Source organism: Paenibacillus sp. L3-i20 (assembly GCF_022180385.2).
GTDB lineage: Bacteria > Bacillota > Bacilli > Paenibacillales > Paenibacillaceae > Pristimantibacillus.
Genome location: NZ_BQME02000002.1, coordinates 1,616,661 through 1,632,764 on the forward strand (window position 1 = coordinate 1,616,661; position 16,104 = coordinate 1,632,764).

General features: G+C 40.9%; 21 protein-coding genes. 1 reads left to right on the forward strand and 20 read right to left on the reverse strand.

What is annotated here, in order from left to right; genetic code table 11:
• Position 1 precedes the first annotated feature (1 nt).
• A complete protein-coding gene (locus tag MFF31_RS21325; RefSeq protein WP_238192180.1) occupies positions 2-841 on the forward strand; it encodes an IS3 family transposase in 840 nt (279 codons plus the stop codon).
• Between the two features lie 59 nt (positions 842-900).
• On the opposite strand, the gene MFF31_RS21330 is transcribed toward MFF31_RS21325, so the two are convergent.
• From MFF31_RS21330 to MFF31_RS21425, 20 genes are all read right to left on the reverse strand, one after another.
• Entirely contained in the window at positions 901-1,155 is a 255-nt protein-coding gene (locus MFF31_RS21330) for a phage holin family protein (RefSeq protein ID WP_238190847.1), read from the reverse strand.
• A 3-nt stretch (positions 1,156-1,158) separates the two neighbouring features.
• Positions 1,159-2,511, reverse strand: coding sequence for an N-acetylmuramoyl-L-alanine amidase (locus tag MFF31_RS21335; RefSeq protein ID WP_238190849.1), 1,353 nt, complete (start codon positions 2,509-2,511; stop codon positions 1,159-1,161).
• The gene (locus MFF31_RS21340; RefSeq protein WP_238190851.1) at positions 2,508-2,780 is read right to left on the reverse strand and encodes a hemolysin XhlA family protein; all 273 of its coding nucleotides are present in this window, start codon (positions 2,778-2,780) and stop codon (positions 2,508-2,510) included. The genes MFF31_RS21335 and MFF31_RS21340 overlap by 4 nt, the downstream gene beginning before the upstream one ends.
• Positions 2,781-2,850: 70 nt before the next feature.
• On the reverse strand, positions 2,851-5,073 hold the full coding sequence (locus MFF31_RS21345; RefSeq protein WP_238190853.1) for a pyocin knob domain-containing protein: 2,223 nt from the start codon (positions 5,071-5,073) through the stop codon (positions 2,851-2,853).
• Positions 5,073-5,360 carry a ketopantoate hydroxymethyltransferase gene (locus tag MFF31_RS21350; protein ID WP_238190855.1) on the reverse strand — a complete coding sequence of 96 codons (288 nt, stop codon included), beginning with the start codon at positions 5,358-5,360 and terminating at the stop codon, positions 5,073-5,075. Before MFF31_RS21350 ends, MFF31_RS21345 begins: the two co-directional genes overlap by 1 nt.
• Positions 5,357-5,941 (reverse strand): putative phage tail protein, encoded by a 585-nt coding sequence (locus MFF31_RS21355; RefSeq protein WP_238190856.1) that lies wholly within the window; start codon positions 5,939-5,941, stop codon positions 5,357-5,359. The genes MFF31_RS21350 and MFF31_RS21355 overlap by 4 nt, the downstream gene beginning before the upstream one ends.
• Positions 5,934-7,013: a baseplate J/gp47 family protein gene (locus tag MFF31_RS21360; RefSeq protein ID WP_238190857.1), complete on the reverse strand. Its 1,080-nt coding sequence runs from the start codon at positions 7,011-7,013 to the stop codon at positions 5,934-5,936. The genes MFF31_RS21355 and MFF31_RS21360 overlap by 8 nt, the downstream gene beginning before the upstream one ends.
• On the reverse strand, positions 7,006-7,413 hold the full coding sequence (locus tag MFF31_RS21365; protein ID WP_238190858.1) for a DUF2634 domain-containing protein: 408 nt from the start codon (positions 7,411-7,413) through the stop codon (positions 7,006-7,008). The genes MFF31_RS21360 and MFF31_RS21365 overlap by 8 nt, the downstream gene beginning before the upstream one ends.
• A 1-nt stretch (position 7,414) precedes the next feature.
• Positions 7,415-7,783, reverse strand: a complete 369-nt coding sequence (locus MFF31_RS21370; RefSeq protein ID WP_238190859.1) for a DUF2577 domain-containing protein — start codon at positions 7,781-7,783, stop codon at positions 7,415-7,417.
• Positions 7,780-8,751 carry an XkdQ/YqbQ family protein gene (locus MFF31_RS21375; protein ID WP_238190860.1) on the reverse strand — a complete coding sequence of 324 codons (972 nt, stop codon included), beginning with the start codon at positions 8,749-8,751 and terminating at the stop codon, positions 7,780-7,782. Before MFF31_RS21375 ends, MFF31_RS21370 begins: the two co-directional genes overlap by 4 nt.
• A gap of 6 nt (positions 8,752-8,757) precedes the next feature.
• Positions 8,758-9,447, reverse strand: coding sequence for a LysM peptidoglycan-binding domain-containing protein (locus tag MFF31_RS21380; RefSeq protein ID WP_238190861.1), 690 nt, complete (start codon positions 9,445-9,447; stop codon positions 8,758-8,760).
• A complete protein-coding gene (locus MFF31_RS21385; RefSeq protein WP_238190862.1) occupies positions 9,440-11,512 on the reverse strand; it encodes a tape measure protein in 2,073 nt (690 codons plus the stop codon). The genes MFF31_RS21380 and MFF31_RS21385 overlap by 8 nt, the downstream gene beginning before the upstream one ends.
• An 85-nt stretch (positions 11,513-11,597) precedes the next feature.
• A complete protein-coding gene (locus MFF31_RS21390) occupies positions 11,598-12,242 on the reverse strand; it encodes a hypothetical protein (protein WP_238190863.1) in 645 nt (214 codons plus the stop codon).
• 231 nt (positions 12,243-12,473) lie between these two features.
• The gene (locus MFF31_RS21395) at positions 12,474-12,893 is read right to left on the reverse strand and encodes a phage tail assembly chaperone (protein ID WP_238190865.1); all 420 of its coding nucleotides are present in this window, start codon (positions 12,891-12,893) and stop codon (positions 12,474-12,476) included.
• 26 nt (positions 12,894-12,919) lie between these two features.
• Complete coding sequence (locus tag MFF31_RS21400; RefSeq protein ID WP_238190867.1) at positions 12,920-13,387, reverse strand: phage tail tube protein; 468 nt, start codon at positions 13,385-13,387, stop codon at positions 12,920-12,922.
• Complete coding sequence (locus MFF31_RS21405) at positions 13,387-14,718, reverse strand: phage tail sheath family protein (RefSeq protein ID WP_238190869.1); 1,332 nt, start codon at positions 14,716-14,718, stop codon at positions 13,387-13,389. The genes MFF31_RS21400 and MFF31_RS21405 overlap by 1 nt, the downstream gene beginning before the upstream one ends.
• Positions 14,719-14,883, reverse strand: a complete 165-nt coding sequence (locus tag MFF31_RS21410) for a hypothetical protein (protein ID WP_238190871.1) — start codon at positions 14,881-14,883, stop codon at positions 14,719-14,721.
• Positions 14,880-15,311, reverse strand: a complete 432-nt coding sequence (locus MFF31_RS21415; RefSeq protein ID WP_238190873.1) for a phage tail terminator family protein — start codon at positions 15,309-15,311, stop codon at positions 14,880-14,882. Before MFF31_RS21415 ends, MFF31_RS21410 begins: the two co-directional genes overlap by 4 nt.
• Before the next feature lie 2 nt (positions 15,312-15,313).
• Complete coding sequence (locus tag MFF31_RS21420) at positions 15,314-15,739, reverse strand: HK97 gp10 family phage protein (protein WP_248565549.1); 426 nt, start codon at positions 15,737-15,739, stop codon at positions 15,314-15,316.
• A complete protein-coding gene (locus tag MFF31_RS21425) occupies positions 15,730-16,104 on the reverse strand; it encodes an ABC transporter ATP-binding protein (RefSeq protein ID WP_238190877.1) in 375 nt (124 codons plus the stop codon). Before MFF31_RS21425 ends, MFF31_RS21420 begins: the two co-directional genes overlap by 10 nt.

Here is a 16,104-nt window from a genome sequence, read left to right on the forward strand (position 1 = left end):
CATTTATGAACTAAGGCATAAGCACGATGTTAATAAACTTGTGAAAATAGCGAGTATTCCACGAAGTACTTATTATTACCATGTCAAAAATCGGAGCAAACCCGATAAATATGCAGAGGTCAAGGTTGCTATGGTATATATTTTCAAAGAAGAATTAAAGTGTCGTGCAGGATACCGCACCATGACTAGAGAATTGCAGAAAACGAAGAAGATTAACCATAAAACTGTACAGAAGCTTATGAAAGAGCTTGAACTGTACTGCATGGTTCGTAGGAAGAGATACCGCTCTTACAAGGGAGAAGTAGGTAAAATAGCTCCAAACGTCTTAGAGAGAGATTTCAAAGCGGAGAAGCTCAATGAAAAATGGGTAACAGATGTTACTGAGTTTCATTTGTTCGGAGATAAAATTTATCTTTCTCCTGTCATGGATCTATACAACCAGGAGATCATCAGTTACACCGTTTCCCATAGTCCTTCATTATCTATGGTATCTAATATGCTTGAACAAGCGATGAATAAGCTACCAAAGAGGCATAAGCTAACTTTCCATTCTGACCAAGGGTGGCAGTATCAACATAAACATTACCGCCATACCCTTAAAAAGAATGGGGTCATTCAAAGCATGTCTCGAAAAGGAAATTGCTTCGATAACGCTGTTATAGAAAACTTTTTCGGCATTCTCAAAACAGAACTTTGGTACATACAAACCTTCTCATCCACAGAAGAGTTTATTAAGGAACTCCATGAATACATACATTATTATAATCATCGTAGAACTAAGGAAAAACTAAATGGACTGTCCCCAGTAGAATACCGGCTACAGTCCAATAACGCAGCTTAATTAAAGTGTCCAACTTTTTGGGGTCAGTTCATGATGGTCGGCGGGCTTCGTTGTGTTTACTACTTTTTAATCGTCTGCTTTACTAGCTGGTGAGATAACACCGTAGCTCCAGTAAGAAGTACGCCTTGTATTACACCCTGCACTACATCACCAACGACTAGGATTCCTCCCACTATTCCAAACACTAGTAGTACCCAAGGAATCGACCAGTCAGCAACCTTCGGCGTATTCTTAAGCAGCAAGCCGATAATAAAAAGCACCGGTATAAGCACCAGTGCTTTTTCAGTGATATATTGGATAATTTCATTTTCCATTTTCTATTTCACCCCCTCTCGTAGTAATCCAAGCCGATCCAGCAAAGTAGCAGTCTGCGCTCTCGTTAATGGCTCGTCCGGAGCAAATCGATCAGAGGTCACGCCATTCATTACGCCGGCTCGTTTAGCCTTAACAATCGCTTTCTCTGCCCAATGACCATTAATATCATTGAACCCCTCGACGATTGAGACAGGAGGCTTTTCTTCTGGTAATGGATCTAGCAGTTTTAATTCCCTTGTTACATTGTCTAGCAGCCATTGCCATCTGCCACTTTTACGCAAGTCTTGAGGACAATCTTTTCCAGACCACTTGCTATGCTGCACGACTGCTGACAACGGTAAGTTAAGAGTAAATAGCAACCACGCCGTTAGCTTCGCTGTATTTAACCAAGCGACCTCTTGATTGATACCCGCGTGTTCGCAAGTCTCAATACCAATAGACTTCCTATTACCAGGTCCCGAAGCTCCGTCCCCTGCATGCCATCCACTCTCGTCAGTAGGTAAGTGCTGAATAGTCTCATTATCATCAACAGTGTAATGCCATGATACTGGCTTACTTGCGGCAGTATCTCCCTTGAGATATTTCGCATGGTCCTCCGCATCTGCAGCTTTGTTCCCCGTTTCATGGATAGTAATGTATTCGGGTTTCATTGTATAACCCGTTCTATTCCCTCGACCTTTCGGGATAAAATTCTCTTTAATATTGAGTTCTTTCATCGGCTTAACCTTACCTCCCTGTTTAATACATAATGTTGCTCCCATTTTACGGCCACTACCGTTATCAGCAGGCCACAAGTAAGCACTGCCGCCGCCGTCACCATTAAGAGCTTGCACACAGCCCAACGCACTCATAATAGCTGTGAGTGCATTGAGCGTGACCTTACTCAGCGTTCGGACAATAACAAGTCTGTTGTCAGCCGTAACACCGTGTGCTATACGTACGTGCTTGGCGTTGTTTGCCCATATACTCGGATGGAGTTGGTCACGTATGACGCTGTTTGCAACTACATTCTTCCCGTTTAAAAGTAAACGCGGTGACCCTTGTTTGGCCCATACTGCAGTTTTGGGAGCCTTGCCGATATGAAGCGACCCATCGGACAGCATGTAGAGCTCTTCCCGCGGTATCGTTTTGTCGATGTCTCCATTAACCACTTTGCCATTAACGATCACTCGACCAATCGGGATACCGTCTTTAGTGTGGGCATAATTAAGGTTAGCTGCTACTGTAGCACCTTCTGCTATGGCAGTCTCTTTGACTGTCGCTCCTGTTTTTGCAGCCACAAAGATATCATCAACTTTAGGGTTGGCAATAGAGTAAATGATGCTAACGCCGTTTATATTGATGGACTTGATCATTTACCACCACTCCTCCATAGCATATTTAAAAGTGCAATAACGACTCCACCTACAATTGTCGTACCCGCCCAAAAAGTGATTTTGTCGATACGATTTATTCTGTGATGGGCCGATTCTGATTTATCGAGAGCTTCATCAGCGACTTTGCCTGCTTGGACTACTTCTCTCTTTACATCGGACATACCATCAACCTTAGTACTTAGCTCCCGAATATCGAGCCTTACATTAACCATTGTTTCGTTTAATTTATCCATCGGGTTGTCCGACATCTACTTGCCCCTCTCTGCATAAAAATAAGCCCTACCGTTTAGGTAGAGCTTTGAACTAAAGATTGTTTATCTACATATGAGTTGAAGATGTCATTACTCGATTATTCGCAACGGTGCCGTCACCATTACCAGCAACAGCCACAAATTTATCATTTCCGAAACAAACGGATCTCCAATATCCTGTGGCATTCCCTGTACGCATTGTCCATGTAATTCCATCATAAGATGTCATTACTCTTGTTCCAGTTCCTGTAGTACCTACTGCAGCAAACATTCCAGCACCATATGCTACAGAGTACCAATTAATATTTGATGCACTTGTTCTTATTGTCCAGTTAATCCCGTTAGGTGATGTCATTACTCGATTACCTGTACCAGTAAATGAAACGGCTACGAATAATCCATCTCCATAACAAACTGATAACCAGCCATTATCTGCCGCACTAGTTCGTGAAGTCCAACTAATACCGTCAGAAGATGTCATTACTCTATTTCCAGTACCGCTACTGGCTACAGCTACAAAAATTCCATTGCCAAAAACAACAGAATTCCAATCATTATTGATCGGTGCAGCTCTAAGTGTCCAATTTATTCCATTAGGTGATGTCATTACTCTATTACCTACTCCAGAATCGGATACAGCTACATAAATCCCATTACCATAAGCAATTGATCCCCAACCAATATCAGCAGGAGTTGCTCTCAATGTCCAGTTAATACCATCTGGTGATGTCATAGCTCTATATCCCGCAGTTGCGTTACTAGTTACTGCAACAAATAATCCATTGGCATAGAAAGGAGTCCACCAACCGAAATGACTCGTTCTCAATGTCCAGTTAATCCCATCGGTAGATGTCATAAAATTTGTTGATGTTTGTTCAGTTGAGAATGCTACAAATAATCCATTGCCATAACAAACTGAGTTCAAATCAAGTTCAGGAGTAGAGCGTAATTCCCACATAGCTCCTGCTCGTATTGCTGGAATTTTTTTAATGTTATTAGCCATTACTGTATATGAAGCATTTGCCGCTGTCGGTACTTCTCTACCAGTAATCACAGCGGCAACTTCTGCTTTACCGTCACTGGCAGATGTAAAAACCTCGTTTATAGCTGCTACAAGGTTCGTCTTGTTCGACGTTGCTAATGATGCCTTATTTCCAACATCGGCATTTGTTGCAAAATCACTATTTATGCCAGTCCATATTGGTTGCCATGCAGTCCATGGGCTACTATTAACTTTATTTCTTATAAATGTTTCGGAATCTGTTGTATATGCTTTTTGCCATATCCAGTTATCCCTATTATTGTGTATTCCAAAATCGCTTACTATAACTTCAAGTACACCATATAACATTCCACCGCGCCAAGAATTTGCAACAACAGAAGCAAACCCATACTTGCCATGTGTTAGTGCGGCATTAAAGTCCGTAGTTGAGCCATTCGTTCTTAAGTCAAAATCACTAGCATGTTTGCTGTCTAGTAAATCGACGTTGAGATATTGGACTGGAGTTGTGGAATACACCTTAAGTGGCGCTGTACCTGTTCCTACAACTGAAACATATTGACGCGCTGTAATGTCCCCTTTACTATCCCTTGCTACTATTGAGTCAGCATCTTGCACCCACGAAGGCGGCATGCCATGCAATTTATCTGCATCTAAGCCACTGTTAGCACCGTCATTGCTTGAATCCCATGTTGTCACCCATGGCTGCCATTTCCCATTGTTTTTGATTCGGTATCTATTTGAAATATTTGCATTTATTGGTGTATGTCTTTGTAAAGCATAGTCCGTACGACCAAACCAGCTAATGTGTTCAAGATACCCTTGATTGGAGCCATTTTGTCCGGGGAATGGACTACCAACGAAAGTATCGGGCGTACAGTAAAACCCATTTCCGATGTGTGTGTCAGCGTTTGTTACACCTGTATTACCGCCATAGCGGTAAAAATCACTACTACGTAATCCATTAAAAAATTCGGAATTGAATCGCTCAACTAGCGTTGTGGATTGTGTCCAAAACGGTGCTGTTCCCTGTGGGGCACTTGATGCAAACCCGACACCCGCAAGCCATCCATCGGCAGTCCTTTCAGCTAAAGTACCAGGGATAGCCTCAGAAGTCGCTCCATGTGCTCCGGTTGTATCATTCATATGAGTAGTTAATTGTGTTGACACACCAGCAACTGCGCTATTTGCCTCTCCTGCATTCTTAATCGCCGTATTAATTTCTGTGCCAATTTGATTTAAGTCTGTGGGCAGTACAGTATCATCCAGTGCCCAGTTAGTTTTTGCCATTAACTTGTCACCTCTTTTACCTCAATTGTTTGCATTAACATTGTATCTGCTGCTATTGGGACGTTAACGGGATTAGTTGATAAAACTACATTATTTGCGTCCTTAAGTTCGATTAGCGTTATAAGTGATACTCCACTTACTGGAACTAGATAATTTATCGCAACAGTTCCACCCGTGGTGGATTTTTTAGCGAAATTAGTTATAGTATAAGTTCCATTTAGCACTACCTTTGCGATTCGACTATCTACATAACGAGCAGCATCACCAATCAATTGAGTTGTAATCATTTAATAACCACCTCACTCCCCAGTGTTGCAAAAGGCTTCTCTCCAACTTTCCATGACCCTAGTTTGTAATTCCATGTGACACTTTTTCGAGAGATGCTTTCTTTAAACCCAATCTTTTCACCGAGCGAAGTTGATTGCTGATACAACATATTAGCCGGCTTAACTATGTTGATCGTATAGTGCACCTCACGAAAGAGGAGTGCATTTTCAATATTTGTCATGACTGATATGATAAATTGCTGAGAATTCACGGTAACAATAGTCATGCCAACCCCAACTAATCTATCTAGTTGCTGTTGTAAATATCGTATTGTAAACGGCGGCTTCGTTTGATTACGGTTAAGTATTCTAAGCCTTCGAAATTCCAGCGATTCCACGTTTGGGTCAGCGTTAATACGGCGTATTTTCTCTCGCCGCTCAATTGCTTCCACACTACTAGTCATTACAAATCGATTGTCCAACAACTGGTTTATTGCAGAGTCGATATTATTTAGTTCCTCACTGACCGTTACATCAAGCTCTCTAAAATCCTGTATATCACGGTAAAACTCAGGTAAGTGTTTAACTACTCGATTAGCCACTTAATGTCACCGTCCCAACAACAGGAATCCTATCTACAGCCATAGTTACATTAGCAGCCGTACCATTCAGTTTTGTTCCTGAAACGTCAACTACTCCAGCGATCGTGAGAATGGCCGCATCAATCATGGCAACCCTAACTACTGTTTGATCTTGTTCGGCCCAATCTTGCCTTAACTCTAGTAAGTAATTACTGATAGCATTAGTTATGGGGGCTTGTACCTGTCCAACTGTAACTCCTGCTTTTAGGGTGAGTACAGATACGAAGTTAATTATCGTATTTTGTACTCCGACAATTGAAACAGTATGGCCTATAGGTGCAGTACCCATGCCCTTCCCACTATGTCCAACTGGGTCAATAATCATTTGTGCTGCACTAATAAGCGAAGTGGTAGGTTGACTCCAATCAGAAGCAATGATTGTGCACTTTACTGTGCCTCCACCATTCCATGTGGGGTAAACCTTTACCCCACCAATACCATCAATCTCATTTACCTTTTCTTTATAGTCTGAGACATTACCCCCAAATGGTGGTTCGTTAACAAAGGCATAATACCTTGCTCGTAAAGTCTCGTCATCCTCTTCGTCTTCACCAGGTATCAAAACTTCTCCCAGTGCAGCCGTTTCTAAACCGTTAATATACACAATCGGAAGTAGCGCTCCAAATTGCTTATTACCGTTGCTTCCGGACTGCTCACAGGTCATTTCAAATACACCTGTACTTATTTTTGAGGTCGCTACAAAAGTAACGTTCTCTATACTAAATCTACTCCCAATAGGTATATCTATAAGTGCACCGGCATTTCCTGTAAACGTGCCTTTACGCCTTGAAGTCGTTGCCGGTGCACGATTAACCCCATCTTCTGCAGTAATTCTAGATAATTCCTCACCCGTACTTGTATCCGCAAATGCTAGATTATCGTTTATGCCTAACACAATATAAGCTTGGGCAAGTTCTGCCGCAGAAGGTGCTAGTGCATTATAAATTAAGCTACCCTCTCTTTTATCAATTGTGTCAGGAACACGATCTAGCATTCGTTGCAAGATAAACTCATAGGTTAAATGCTCATACAATTCGGCCCACCTCCTGCCTCTGTTCAAACGTGCCTAAACTAGTAACAACTTGACATGTTACAAGGGCCCTGTCGCCTATTGTTTCGATTCGCAGATCATCAATACTTAAAATACGATCATCTTGAGATAGTGCTTCCTTTACCATCCTCGACATTTCAGAACGCATAAATAATGGCCCTAGCCCAATCGCATAGTCAAATTCATGACCAAAATTTGAGCTATAGATTAGGTGAGCAAACCGTTTTGTGTTAAAGATATTAAAAACCGTTTGCTTAACTGCATCTAGTCCATCAACCATTCCTGATATACGCCCTCTTTCAAAATCAATTCTCCATGTTAAAGATGGCTGCTGAACCTCTTGTACAATATCACTATTCAACGTACTCCCTACAGGTATCAATCTAGCCCACCACCCTATCCATAACTAAAAACTTTTGACCACCTTGAATTCGTAGCAAGAGCACTTTGTCACCTTTTTCTAGCCCCCGACGAATGACGAACGGTTCTACTGGTAAAGCTGCTGTAGTGTTCTTGTTAGCAGTTCCGCTGTCACTTGAGTCGGTGTATTGGTGAGTATGCCGTAAATCCAACACCAACCGAGTTAACGACTCTGGCACAATTAAAAAATCCGCACCGAGTGTAAACCGTTGATCAACGGTTACTTCGAGCGGATCTTCTGATTTTATAACGCCCATAAGTAAATTCACGGGGTTAGAAGCTTCAATTGCGTCTCTTGCTGCATTTTTAATTGTTGATAATAGGTTACTCAAGATATCACCTTCATGTCGACTTGCATGGTATGGTCAACCCCTTCAAAACGGTGGGTGCACTCGTCAACGAGAAATGGTTGGTTAATAGCATACTCCGCTATCATGATCGGTACGTAACTTCCAGCTCTAACCCTAACGTCACCGATAGCTGGTATCTTTAATGACTTCGACTCCCGATTGTGAAGTTTAATTAATTGATCCATTAATTGTGTAATTTGAGCTTCATTCATTTTTTCGTCTACAGATTGATACAACTGCAACGTTCCCCATCGAGCAATGTTAGTACTGTCCTGAGTAATAAAAACCTCACGCTTACCAGATTCTTTGTTGTCTTTGAACAACTTGACTCGATTGTAAGTGCTCTCGTCGATGCTACTCTTAAGTTGATAATCAGTCATTAAACTACCATCACCTATGATAAAATCAACGAGTAAATTTTCAACATTTCTAAGCGTTAATGCCCCGAAGTCGTCGAAGAGCACATAGTTTTTTCCTGAATTTATTAATGTGAGATCTAGTGCTTTCGTGCCTATATCAATAAGTGTCTGACCATCTTCTATCATGGTTGGGATTTTATAAATCGTATCTTCAATTCTTCCTATCTTCAAATTGAAGTCCTTTGCAATTTGCTTAACAATATCGGAAGCTGTCACATTTGCGAACACATATGTTTCTTTATTTAACAGATAGCGAATCTGATCATAGCACTTAATTTTCACTGCTTCATCTTTGCCGCCATCAGAGTTAAAAATGTAGCCATAAAAGACATTTGCACTGTTGTATCTAAACCTGACAACATCGCCATTGTTATATGTGAAAGCTTTTTCTTCATATAGTGCATTTTTAATCAAAGTGAAATCCAAGCTACTCGGGCGACCAACCCGACTTGTTTTCCATGTTATACTGGACACAATTTCTGACACATCCCATACATTTCCGTTCTTGTTGTCTATAATCATCTCTATCATTGCGAATCACCTCGGTATTTTTAGAGATTGACCAATACGTAATGATTTAACTTGGGAGTCGGTTAATTTGTTCAATGACTGTATTTCCTTCCACCTCGCACTTGCACCTAACGTTCGTTTCGCTATGGCCCACAATGTGTCACCAGCCACTACCGCATATACCTTAGGTGGCTGAGTATCGTTGGGCCGTGTTGCAGGGGCAGCGACATATGATTTTGATGTCCCCCTTGATGCTCCCTGTATGGAAATACGTCGAGCAGCGTAAAAAACATACTTTTTAAGTTTAAGCGAATAGGTTATGTCTCCCCCGTGTCCTGCTGTCTCTTTCCAGTTAAATGACTCGATACTTACTGCTTCATTTATTTCAAATGATTTACCATTAGCATATTTTTTGCCCGTATAAACGAATCTAATTGGTCGTTTCGATTCGATCCATTTTTCAATGTCTTCAACGTATGCTTTAGGTGTACGTGGACTTTCCACGGAGAGATATGGATATCTTTGTGCAGGAAATATCCCTTCGAAAGAATATTGCGTAAGGCTACGAGCTTTAATAACATTAATTTCACCAAGCTTTATGATGTCGTAAGTTTGTCCATTACTACCTTCGCTTGCTTCAATGCTTGACGGGTTAATTGGGAGTTGAAAGCCATCATCTTGATTATTAATAGATAGATACACCCCATACTTACTCAATCCTAAACACCCCTTTAGCGCTTGAAGCTATCTCTTCCGTTAGCTTATTAGTAATATTTGAAACGATTTCATCAATAGATCTACCATCTTGGCGTATATACGTGTCTCCAAATGACATTTTAGGAGATAACGAAATGAAGTTCTGGATGTTGTTCATTTCAGCGATTTCACGCATTAGCTTAAGATCTTCACTACTAATATCCACCGTGTCATTGATCTTGCCTAGCTCCCCTACCTTGTCTACATTACCTATATCTATAGCATCAGCAGCGCCAGAAAAATCAAACGGTTCCTCATTAGCAACTTCTTTTTCAGTATTCTTAAGTGCTTCGTCAGCGGCTCTTGCCTTCATGCTCTCTTGCAATTTCGCCTCACGTTCCGCTGCTTTCTCAGCAGCATTGGCATAGGCTTCTGTTTTCTTTAAAGCAACGATATCATTCATACCAGCTGTAATTTTATCGAAACTAAACTCTGCAGATATCTCGTAGGATTTGCCACTTACTTTATTCACTAATTTCAGCACCGTATTCATACCTTTTATGATTCCGTTTATTACTGTATCGTAAATTTTCCCAATGCTATCAGCCCACCATTCAAACGGTGTCATTAACCATTCTGCCAGTTGCCAAAAGTACGCCGGAATACGATCAAAAAAGTTTAAAATGCTATTCCACACTCGCATTAACCCCTCTGCAAATTTATCATTTGTCTTCCACAGTTTAACAATCCACGTAATTAGACCAATGATTACGGATATAATTAAGACAAATATATTAGCCTTCATCGCTGTATTAAGTGTTCGCCATCCAGCAGCTAATCCTAATGTCGCAGCGGTCTTTAAAGCAAATGCGATGGTTCCTGCTTTAGTAGCCGCCGTTGCTATCGCAGTAGCGATTGCTACCGCCTTTGTACCTATTGCCATAGCTCCTAGCGCTGTTGCTACACCCCAAATAATAGGACTAATCGTAGGCCAGTTATCCGCAAAAAAACCATAAGTTTGCGCTACCGCATTTAAGAGCCATACCGCGGCTACCGCAACAGCTCCAAAAACGTTACCCAAATTGCTCAGGTTTTGTTGCGTAGCTGGATCATTAAGCATTTCGCTAATTTTAAGGATAGCTGGGCCCATCGATTTGAGAGCTGTGTTGCGTATTTGATTAGAAATATCACCGAATGTTTTGGGCATTGAATCTAACTTTGCATTTATATCATCAGCAGCAGAAAACATGGCTCCCTTAATGATGTCAGCTGTAATTGTACCCTCTGCCGACATTTTTTTAAGATCACCCATCGATTTTCCTGTAAACTTCGCAATTGCTTGTGCTAGCATAGGGGCATTCTCCATAATCGATCGAAACTCATCCCCTTGCAACTTACCAGATGCCATCGCTTGCGATAATTGATACATACCGGATTGTTGTTCCATAGTAGACGCACCACTTACACGGAATGACTTTTGCATAAGTTCAGAAAATGCGACAAGTTCGTCATTGCTCTTAAATGCATCTTTGGCTAATACGCCCATCTTTCCGATTACGCCAGCCATATCCGTATAGCTACCCCTAGAGCGATCTGCAGCAGCGAATATCTTATTCTGGAGTTCAGCTGTCGTCTGTAAGCCATCATTAATCATATCAATTCGAGCTAGGCTATTAACATAGCTGTCACTAGCTGTAGCTATTCCCTGAGCTCCCTGAAAAGTTAAGTATGCAGCTACCATGCCTTGAAAATTGGAAAGCATATCAAATGATTCCTTCTTACCTCTACGCAATCCAGAATTAATTTGATTTTGTTTACTAGCCACTTGGCTAAGAGTATTATTTGTTTGATTTAGTGTCTGATTATTGTTATGGATGGTGTTATTTATTTGGTTGTAGTTGTTGTTGATGACTTGTGTGAGATGAATAATTTGTTGATTTTTACTCACTACTTGGTTTTGGTCGCTAATTGTCTTTGCTGGTATCAAACTATTCCCTTTAGACGATGACATAACTTTATTCAATCGTTCTGCCGTACCTAACAAGGATTCCATACGTTTAATTACTCTATTTAAAGTGTTGGACATGCCATCTATCATCTTTAAGCTTGACGTAACTGATGCGATACTATCACCTCATTTAGAAAGGAATAAAAAAACACCCCAAAGGGTGTCATTTAAAATATGTCATGTCGTATGTCACTTTATAGGTCGCAGCAATATCTAAAGTGGTCACCCATAGATCGTCAATTTTATCATCTATTGAACCGAACCGTATTGATCCACCATTACTATTGACCGACATTCCTGGTGTCATCTTAATGCCAAATAACTCAGGTATTTGTTGGTCATTACTATACTCATCGGTACTACCATAGTAAGTTAACCTTACGACTTTGTTATCGATTATTATAAATTCAAATTTGTTATTCTCATAAGTAACGTCAGTAGCCTCGTACGTTCTACTAGGTGCTTTAAAGTTCCATCCTTTAACAGATTCGGGCGTACCCATGATATCCTTAAGCTCGGTAAGTGTGATCCCACTAAATTGCGATGCATTAATTATTACATTAACCTTTGACGCTTTCTCAGCGCTTTGAGTGATATCCTTGTTGTTAGCTGTTTCTGGAGCTGGTTCGATCGCAACAGAGACTATAAAACTAATAAAAAAGATCAATGACAAAAAGAATGATGTCAATGTCATGGTCTTATGTCCCTTCGTTCTAGTACGTTTTTTACTAGCTACTATCCAAAGAATAGCGAATATTACTAAACAAATTCCAGTTAGTAGCCATACGATTCCAAAGAGATCAGTCATAGGAAACCCCCTAATAATGGTAAATGCAATTCATTTTACCACAAGTACGAGGTTCCTACTATTTGCGTTTCAGTTTTTTTGTTTCTTCATTGTCCCTTTTTATTTTTATATCTATAGATGCCATTACAAATGCTTTTTCTCTCCTCGGCAAGTCGGCAAACACACTTGGGAGTATGTGTAGCTTATGGAGGGCATAGTGAGCATAGTTAGCCTCGCCATCGCCCTCCTCTATTAGTTTTTTGCCTCTTCTACCAATTCTGAAAGGTCTAATTCAAATCCACTCAGCGTTTGAATTTGATTACTCAGCTCAATTATTTCACCGGCTAGAAGCACTTTGTTCAAGTACTGCGAAGGGCTAGTACATTTTAAAGCCTCGATGCTAGCAGCAGACTTGAAATCTGGTTCGATTGTGTGGTTAATAACCATTTGTTCGTTAAAGGTTTTATTATCAAACGCAACAGACCGTTTTCCTTTCCTGAGATCAGTTTTTGTAGACTTCTTCCGTAAATCTTCAAATTCATCACCCGTCATTCCTTTGATTTTAAATAAAAGCAAATTACCTTTATCATCCTTAAGGCGTTCTGAAATAGGCACCTCTTTTGTTATGTTATCGATTGGATTGTTATTCAAAAACTCCTGTAATGAACTCATAATTACCTCCTGGTATCAGGTATCTATTAGACACCTGTAATTGTATTGAATTTGTCTAACAAGTCGTAGTCACTAAATGTGAATGGAATTTCCTCTTCCAGCATATCATCACTACTTGTGTCAAATTGTGCTGCAGTAATACTATCTATGTTGCAATTTATCAACACGACCGTTTGCTTTCCTGTTGAGGAACTAGGGTCTTCATTTGTAACTTGAAGATCAAACCAAAAGTCCTGTCCAGTCTTAATGTATCTGTGCATCAACAGACGAAACGCTGATGTGACATAATAGACTGTCATTGAGCCGGTTCCACTCCAGCCCGTTGAACGTTTTGGTGTATTCACCTTGCCGAGAACAGGTACATCAACCTTATTTTTTTCAATTGTTGATTCTAGTGATTTTGCATAAAACAATTCTTCTTTTCGGCCATTAATTATCGCAAAAGCTTTAGCATACTTACCACTTACTGCATCTGACTCTCTAAAGAATGTCATTATGCTGCACCTCCCACTTTAACCAACACATAAATTTTCTCGATACTATCTACTGGTTGGACGTATGACTCGATATACACGCCGTCTGATTGTCCATCAGCTACAGATACGGTTATATCAGTTTGTGAATCAAAGTTCTCCACTGCTTCAATCCGTTGCAACAGTTCCATATGTTTGATGCAATCTCCCTTCAAGAGGTTCCTGCCATCTGCATTGTTCGAAACCTTGCCCAGATAGAAATCAGAGAAAATACGAACAAAATCATTATTAATTCCATCAAGAACACGAATCACTCTGTTTTTTCCAAACTGCTTACCTTTTGCTGGAGTGAAACTTTTAAGTGAATTAATGTCTTGTTCGACTATTGCCCGTTGATTGCTCAAGGTAAATACGAACTCTCCAGCTTGAAGTGCTGCAACGATCTGACTGTGCGTATAACGCGGTGAGACATCAACAGCACCGTCATACGCCGAATAAGTTAACGACTGGTTGATTTGTGCCCCCGCCGTTGCTCCTGCTACCCACGCAGTTGCTTGAGCCGCTGTAAGTGTTGTTCCATCAGCAAGTACCACACCGTTTTTAACACTGATAACTCCCTCATAATCAGCAGTAGGGTAGTTTTCTAAAACGGTTTGTAACTTTTTGCCCTCAACATCTCTTAGTCGTTTGCAAAAGCTTGTGAATATTCCTTTCAGCGTTGCATCTACACCCGTGTAAGCTAGTGTATCGAAGTTATGAATTTCAATGGCCGCCATGTAGTCTGTGAAATCAGCGTTAGTTGTCGTACCATTTGAACCGCCCTGCAATGGCACACCAGCAGAAGCACTTAACGCCCCTGTTCCACTAAAGTTAACCCAGTCATTAGCTTTAAGCGCTCCAACGTTAGGCACTTTAATTTGTTCATCTACCAATGCACCAGATACATAAGTCATCACATCAAAAGTGCCTGCTTGATCAACATTAGCCGCACTCACAATTCGAATATCATTTCCCCGAATACCGCCATACTTCGCTGTCATAGTCAACGTTCCTAGCGTTGCTGTCGCATTAGTTCCAGCATTTAAACGATAGAGAAGTAATCGTTTAGCTCTTTTCAAAGACTCACGTATTAGCAGCATCTCACTAGTAGCAAGCGAATACCCTAATGTACTAAACGTATCCGCTCCAGCGTCAACAGCAATAACCGTCTTTGCAGGACCCCATGACATTACTAGCGGGATAGTCACTACACCACGATCTCCTACAGTTCCGAGTGGTTGTGGCTCAGAAGTGAAATTCACGTATACGCCTGGTCTTTCCTTGTTTGTCGTTGTCCAGTTTCCAGATGCCATTTATCTTGCCTCCTTCTTTAGATACTGCTCAATCTTCCGTTTAGCATCATCCACAGAGTATAATTTATCGTCATCTAGCAGTGCGGTTAAGATGTCTTTCTGGATAGGCATAAATTGTTCAGACCCCAATAATCGGGCCTTAGTAAAACCTTGTACTTCGGTCACGGATTTATTACCTCCTTATGCTCAAGTGTCTGCATTAATGGATATTGTGGTTCTTTGCGCCACACTTTAAAGTTATAATCCACAAAAAAATGCAATACATCTTCGATGATCACAATCCTCATGTTCTTCCCTGCACAAGAGCGACCACCTATATTTATCAACTCTAGTACGCTTGTTAACTGCTCGCCCATAGCGTACATGTCATCATTTTTTCTGCCATCGGCAAAATAGTGAATATCCAGTGGGTGATATCGCATGTACCTGTTATTTAACTCATGACTATGGCTAGGCTCAAGCAGCTTAACAAAAAAGCCCGGTGGTTTTAGCCCTTGTTTAATCTCTTCATCAAATATCGGCATTAACGGAAAAGCCACATCAAGAGCAGCATGAACCGCATAACGTACTTCATTAAATGTCACTTGACTCATGCTCAGCCCCCCATTAAATCATCCAGTAGTCTAGTAACATGTTTATCGTAGTAAGTCTGTAATTCACGTTCGATTTCCTTCATGGATATTGTCATCATAAACCTTCCGTCCACCCAGCCAGTGAGGTCTTTACCTGTCCGATGTCCGTACTCAACAAATATGGCGTATTCCGTATTGTTGTAGATTTCCACGACAAAATCGTTCCCATGACGCTCTACTTTTCCAACCATCCAGCTGCGGCGTAATTCTCCCGTTTCACCTAATGGTGTGCGTGGTTTGATTTTACGTTCCGCGCGAAAAGCTACTTCAAGTATGAAATCATGCATAAACTTCTCAATGATTCCATTTTCCATAGATGTCCTCATGTGATTGGTCATACGTTCTAGCGCCGAGAAATCAAATTCTCCCCACTTCAAAATTAAGCCCATCCCCTAAAGGATAGGCTTATCTCTTGATGGCTACTATAAGGCGGGAATGGCTTTCCTGCTGTATATGATTCCTTGCGACCTGTAGAAGCCCTCACAACCTCTATTAAGTCGCCTTGTAAAATCTCAATCTCTGGTGCAATAAATAGTTTCGCATCGAAAACAACGTCATTCTGCGCCTCAGTCTGTCCGTTCTTAGGCAATCCTGCTTTTGATAGTTTGCACTTTAAGTTTTCGAACAGTTTTTGTGGCTCGAGTCTCGTAGTTTTCTTTATGGGATCTTTAACACTGCGATGACGAAATATCGTACAAGTATCCTCATACATGCGCTCTATTGACTTGCGATGTTTAGCGTAGTTAATCCCCAT

Coding starts and splice junctions, on each gene's coding strand:
- MFF31_RS21330 (WP_238190847.1), bottom strand. CDS start 1,155: ATGGAAAATGAAATTATCCAATATATCACTGAAAAAGCACTGGTGCTT.
- MFF31_RS21335 (WP_238190849.1), bottom strand. CDS start 2,511: ATGATCAAGTCCATCAATATAAACGGCGTTAGCATCATTTACTCTATT.
- MFF31_RS21340 (WP_238190851.1), bottom strand. CDS start 2,780: ATGTCGGACAACCCGATGGATAAATTAAACGAAACAATGGTTAATGTA.
- MFF31_RS21345 (WP_238190853.1), bottom strand. CDS start 5,073: ATGGCAAAAACTAACTGGGCACTGGATGATACTGTACTGCCCACAGAC.
- MFF31_RS21350 (WP_238190855.1), bottom strand. CDS start 5,360: ATGATTACAACTCAATTGATTGGTGATGCTGCTCGTTATGTAGATAGT.
- MFF31_RS21375 (WP_238190860.1), bottom strand. CDS start 8,751: ATGATAGAGATGATTATAGACAACAAGAACGGAAATGTATGGGATGTG.
- MFF31_RS21385 (WP_238190862.1), bottom strand. CDS start 11,512: ATGTCCAACACTTTAAATAGAGTAATTAAACGTATGGAATCCTTGTTA.
- MFF31_RS21390 (WP_238190863.1), bottom strand. CDS start 12,242: ATGACTGATCTCTTTGGAATCGTATGGCTACTAACTGGAATTTGTTTA.
- MFF31_RS21395 (WP_238190865.1), bottom strand. CDS start 12,893: ATGAGTTCATTACAGGAGTTTTTGAATAACAATCCAATCGATAACATA.
- MFF31_RS21400 (WP_238190867.1), bottom strand. CDS start 13,387: ATGACATTCTTTAGAGAGTCAGATGCAGTAAGTGGTAAGTATGCTAAA.
- MFF31_RS21405 (WP_238190869.1), bottom strand. CDS start 14,718: ATGGCATCTGGAAACTGGACAACGACAAACAAGGAAAGACCAGGCGTA.
- MFF31_RS21415 (WP_238190873.1), bottom strand. CDS start 15,311: ATGAGTCAAGTGACATTTAATGAAGTACGTTATGCGGTTCATGCTGCT.
- MFF31_RS21420 (WP_248565549.1), bottom strand. CDS start 15,739: ATGGGCTTAATTTTGAAGTGGGGAGAATTTGATTTCTCGGCGCTAGAA.
- MFF31_RS21425 (WP_238190877.1), bottom strand. CDS start 16,104: ATGGGGATTAACTACGCTAAACATCGCAAGTCAATAGAGCGCATGTAT.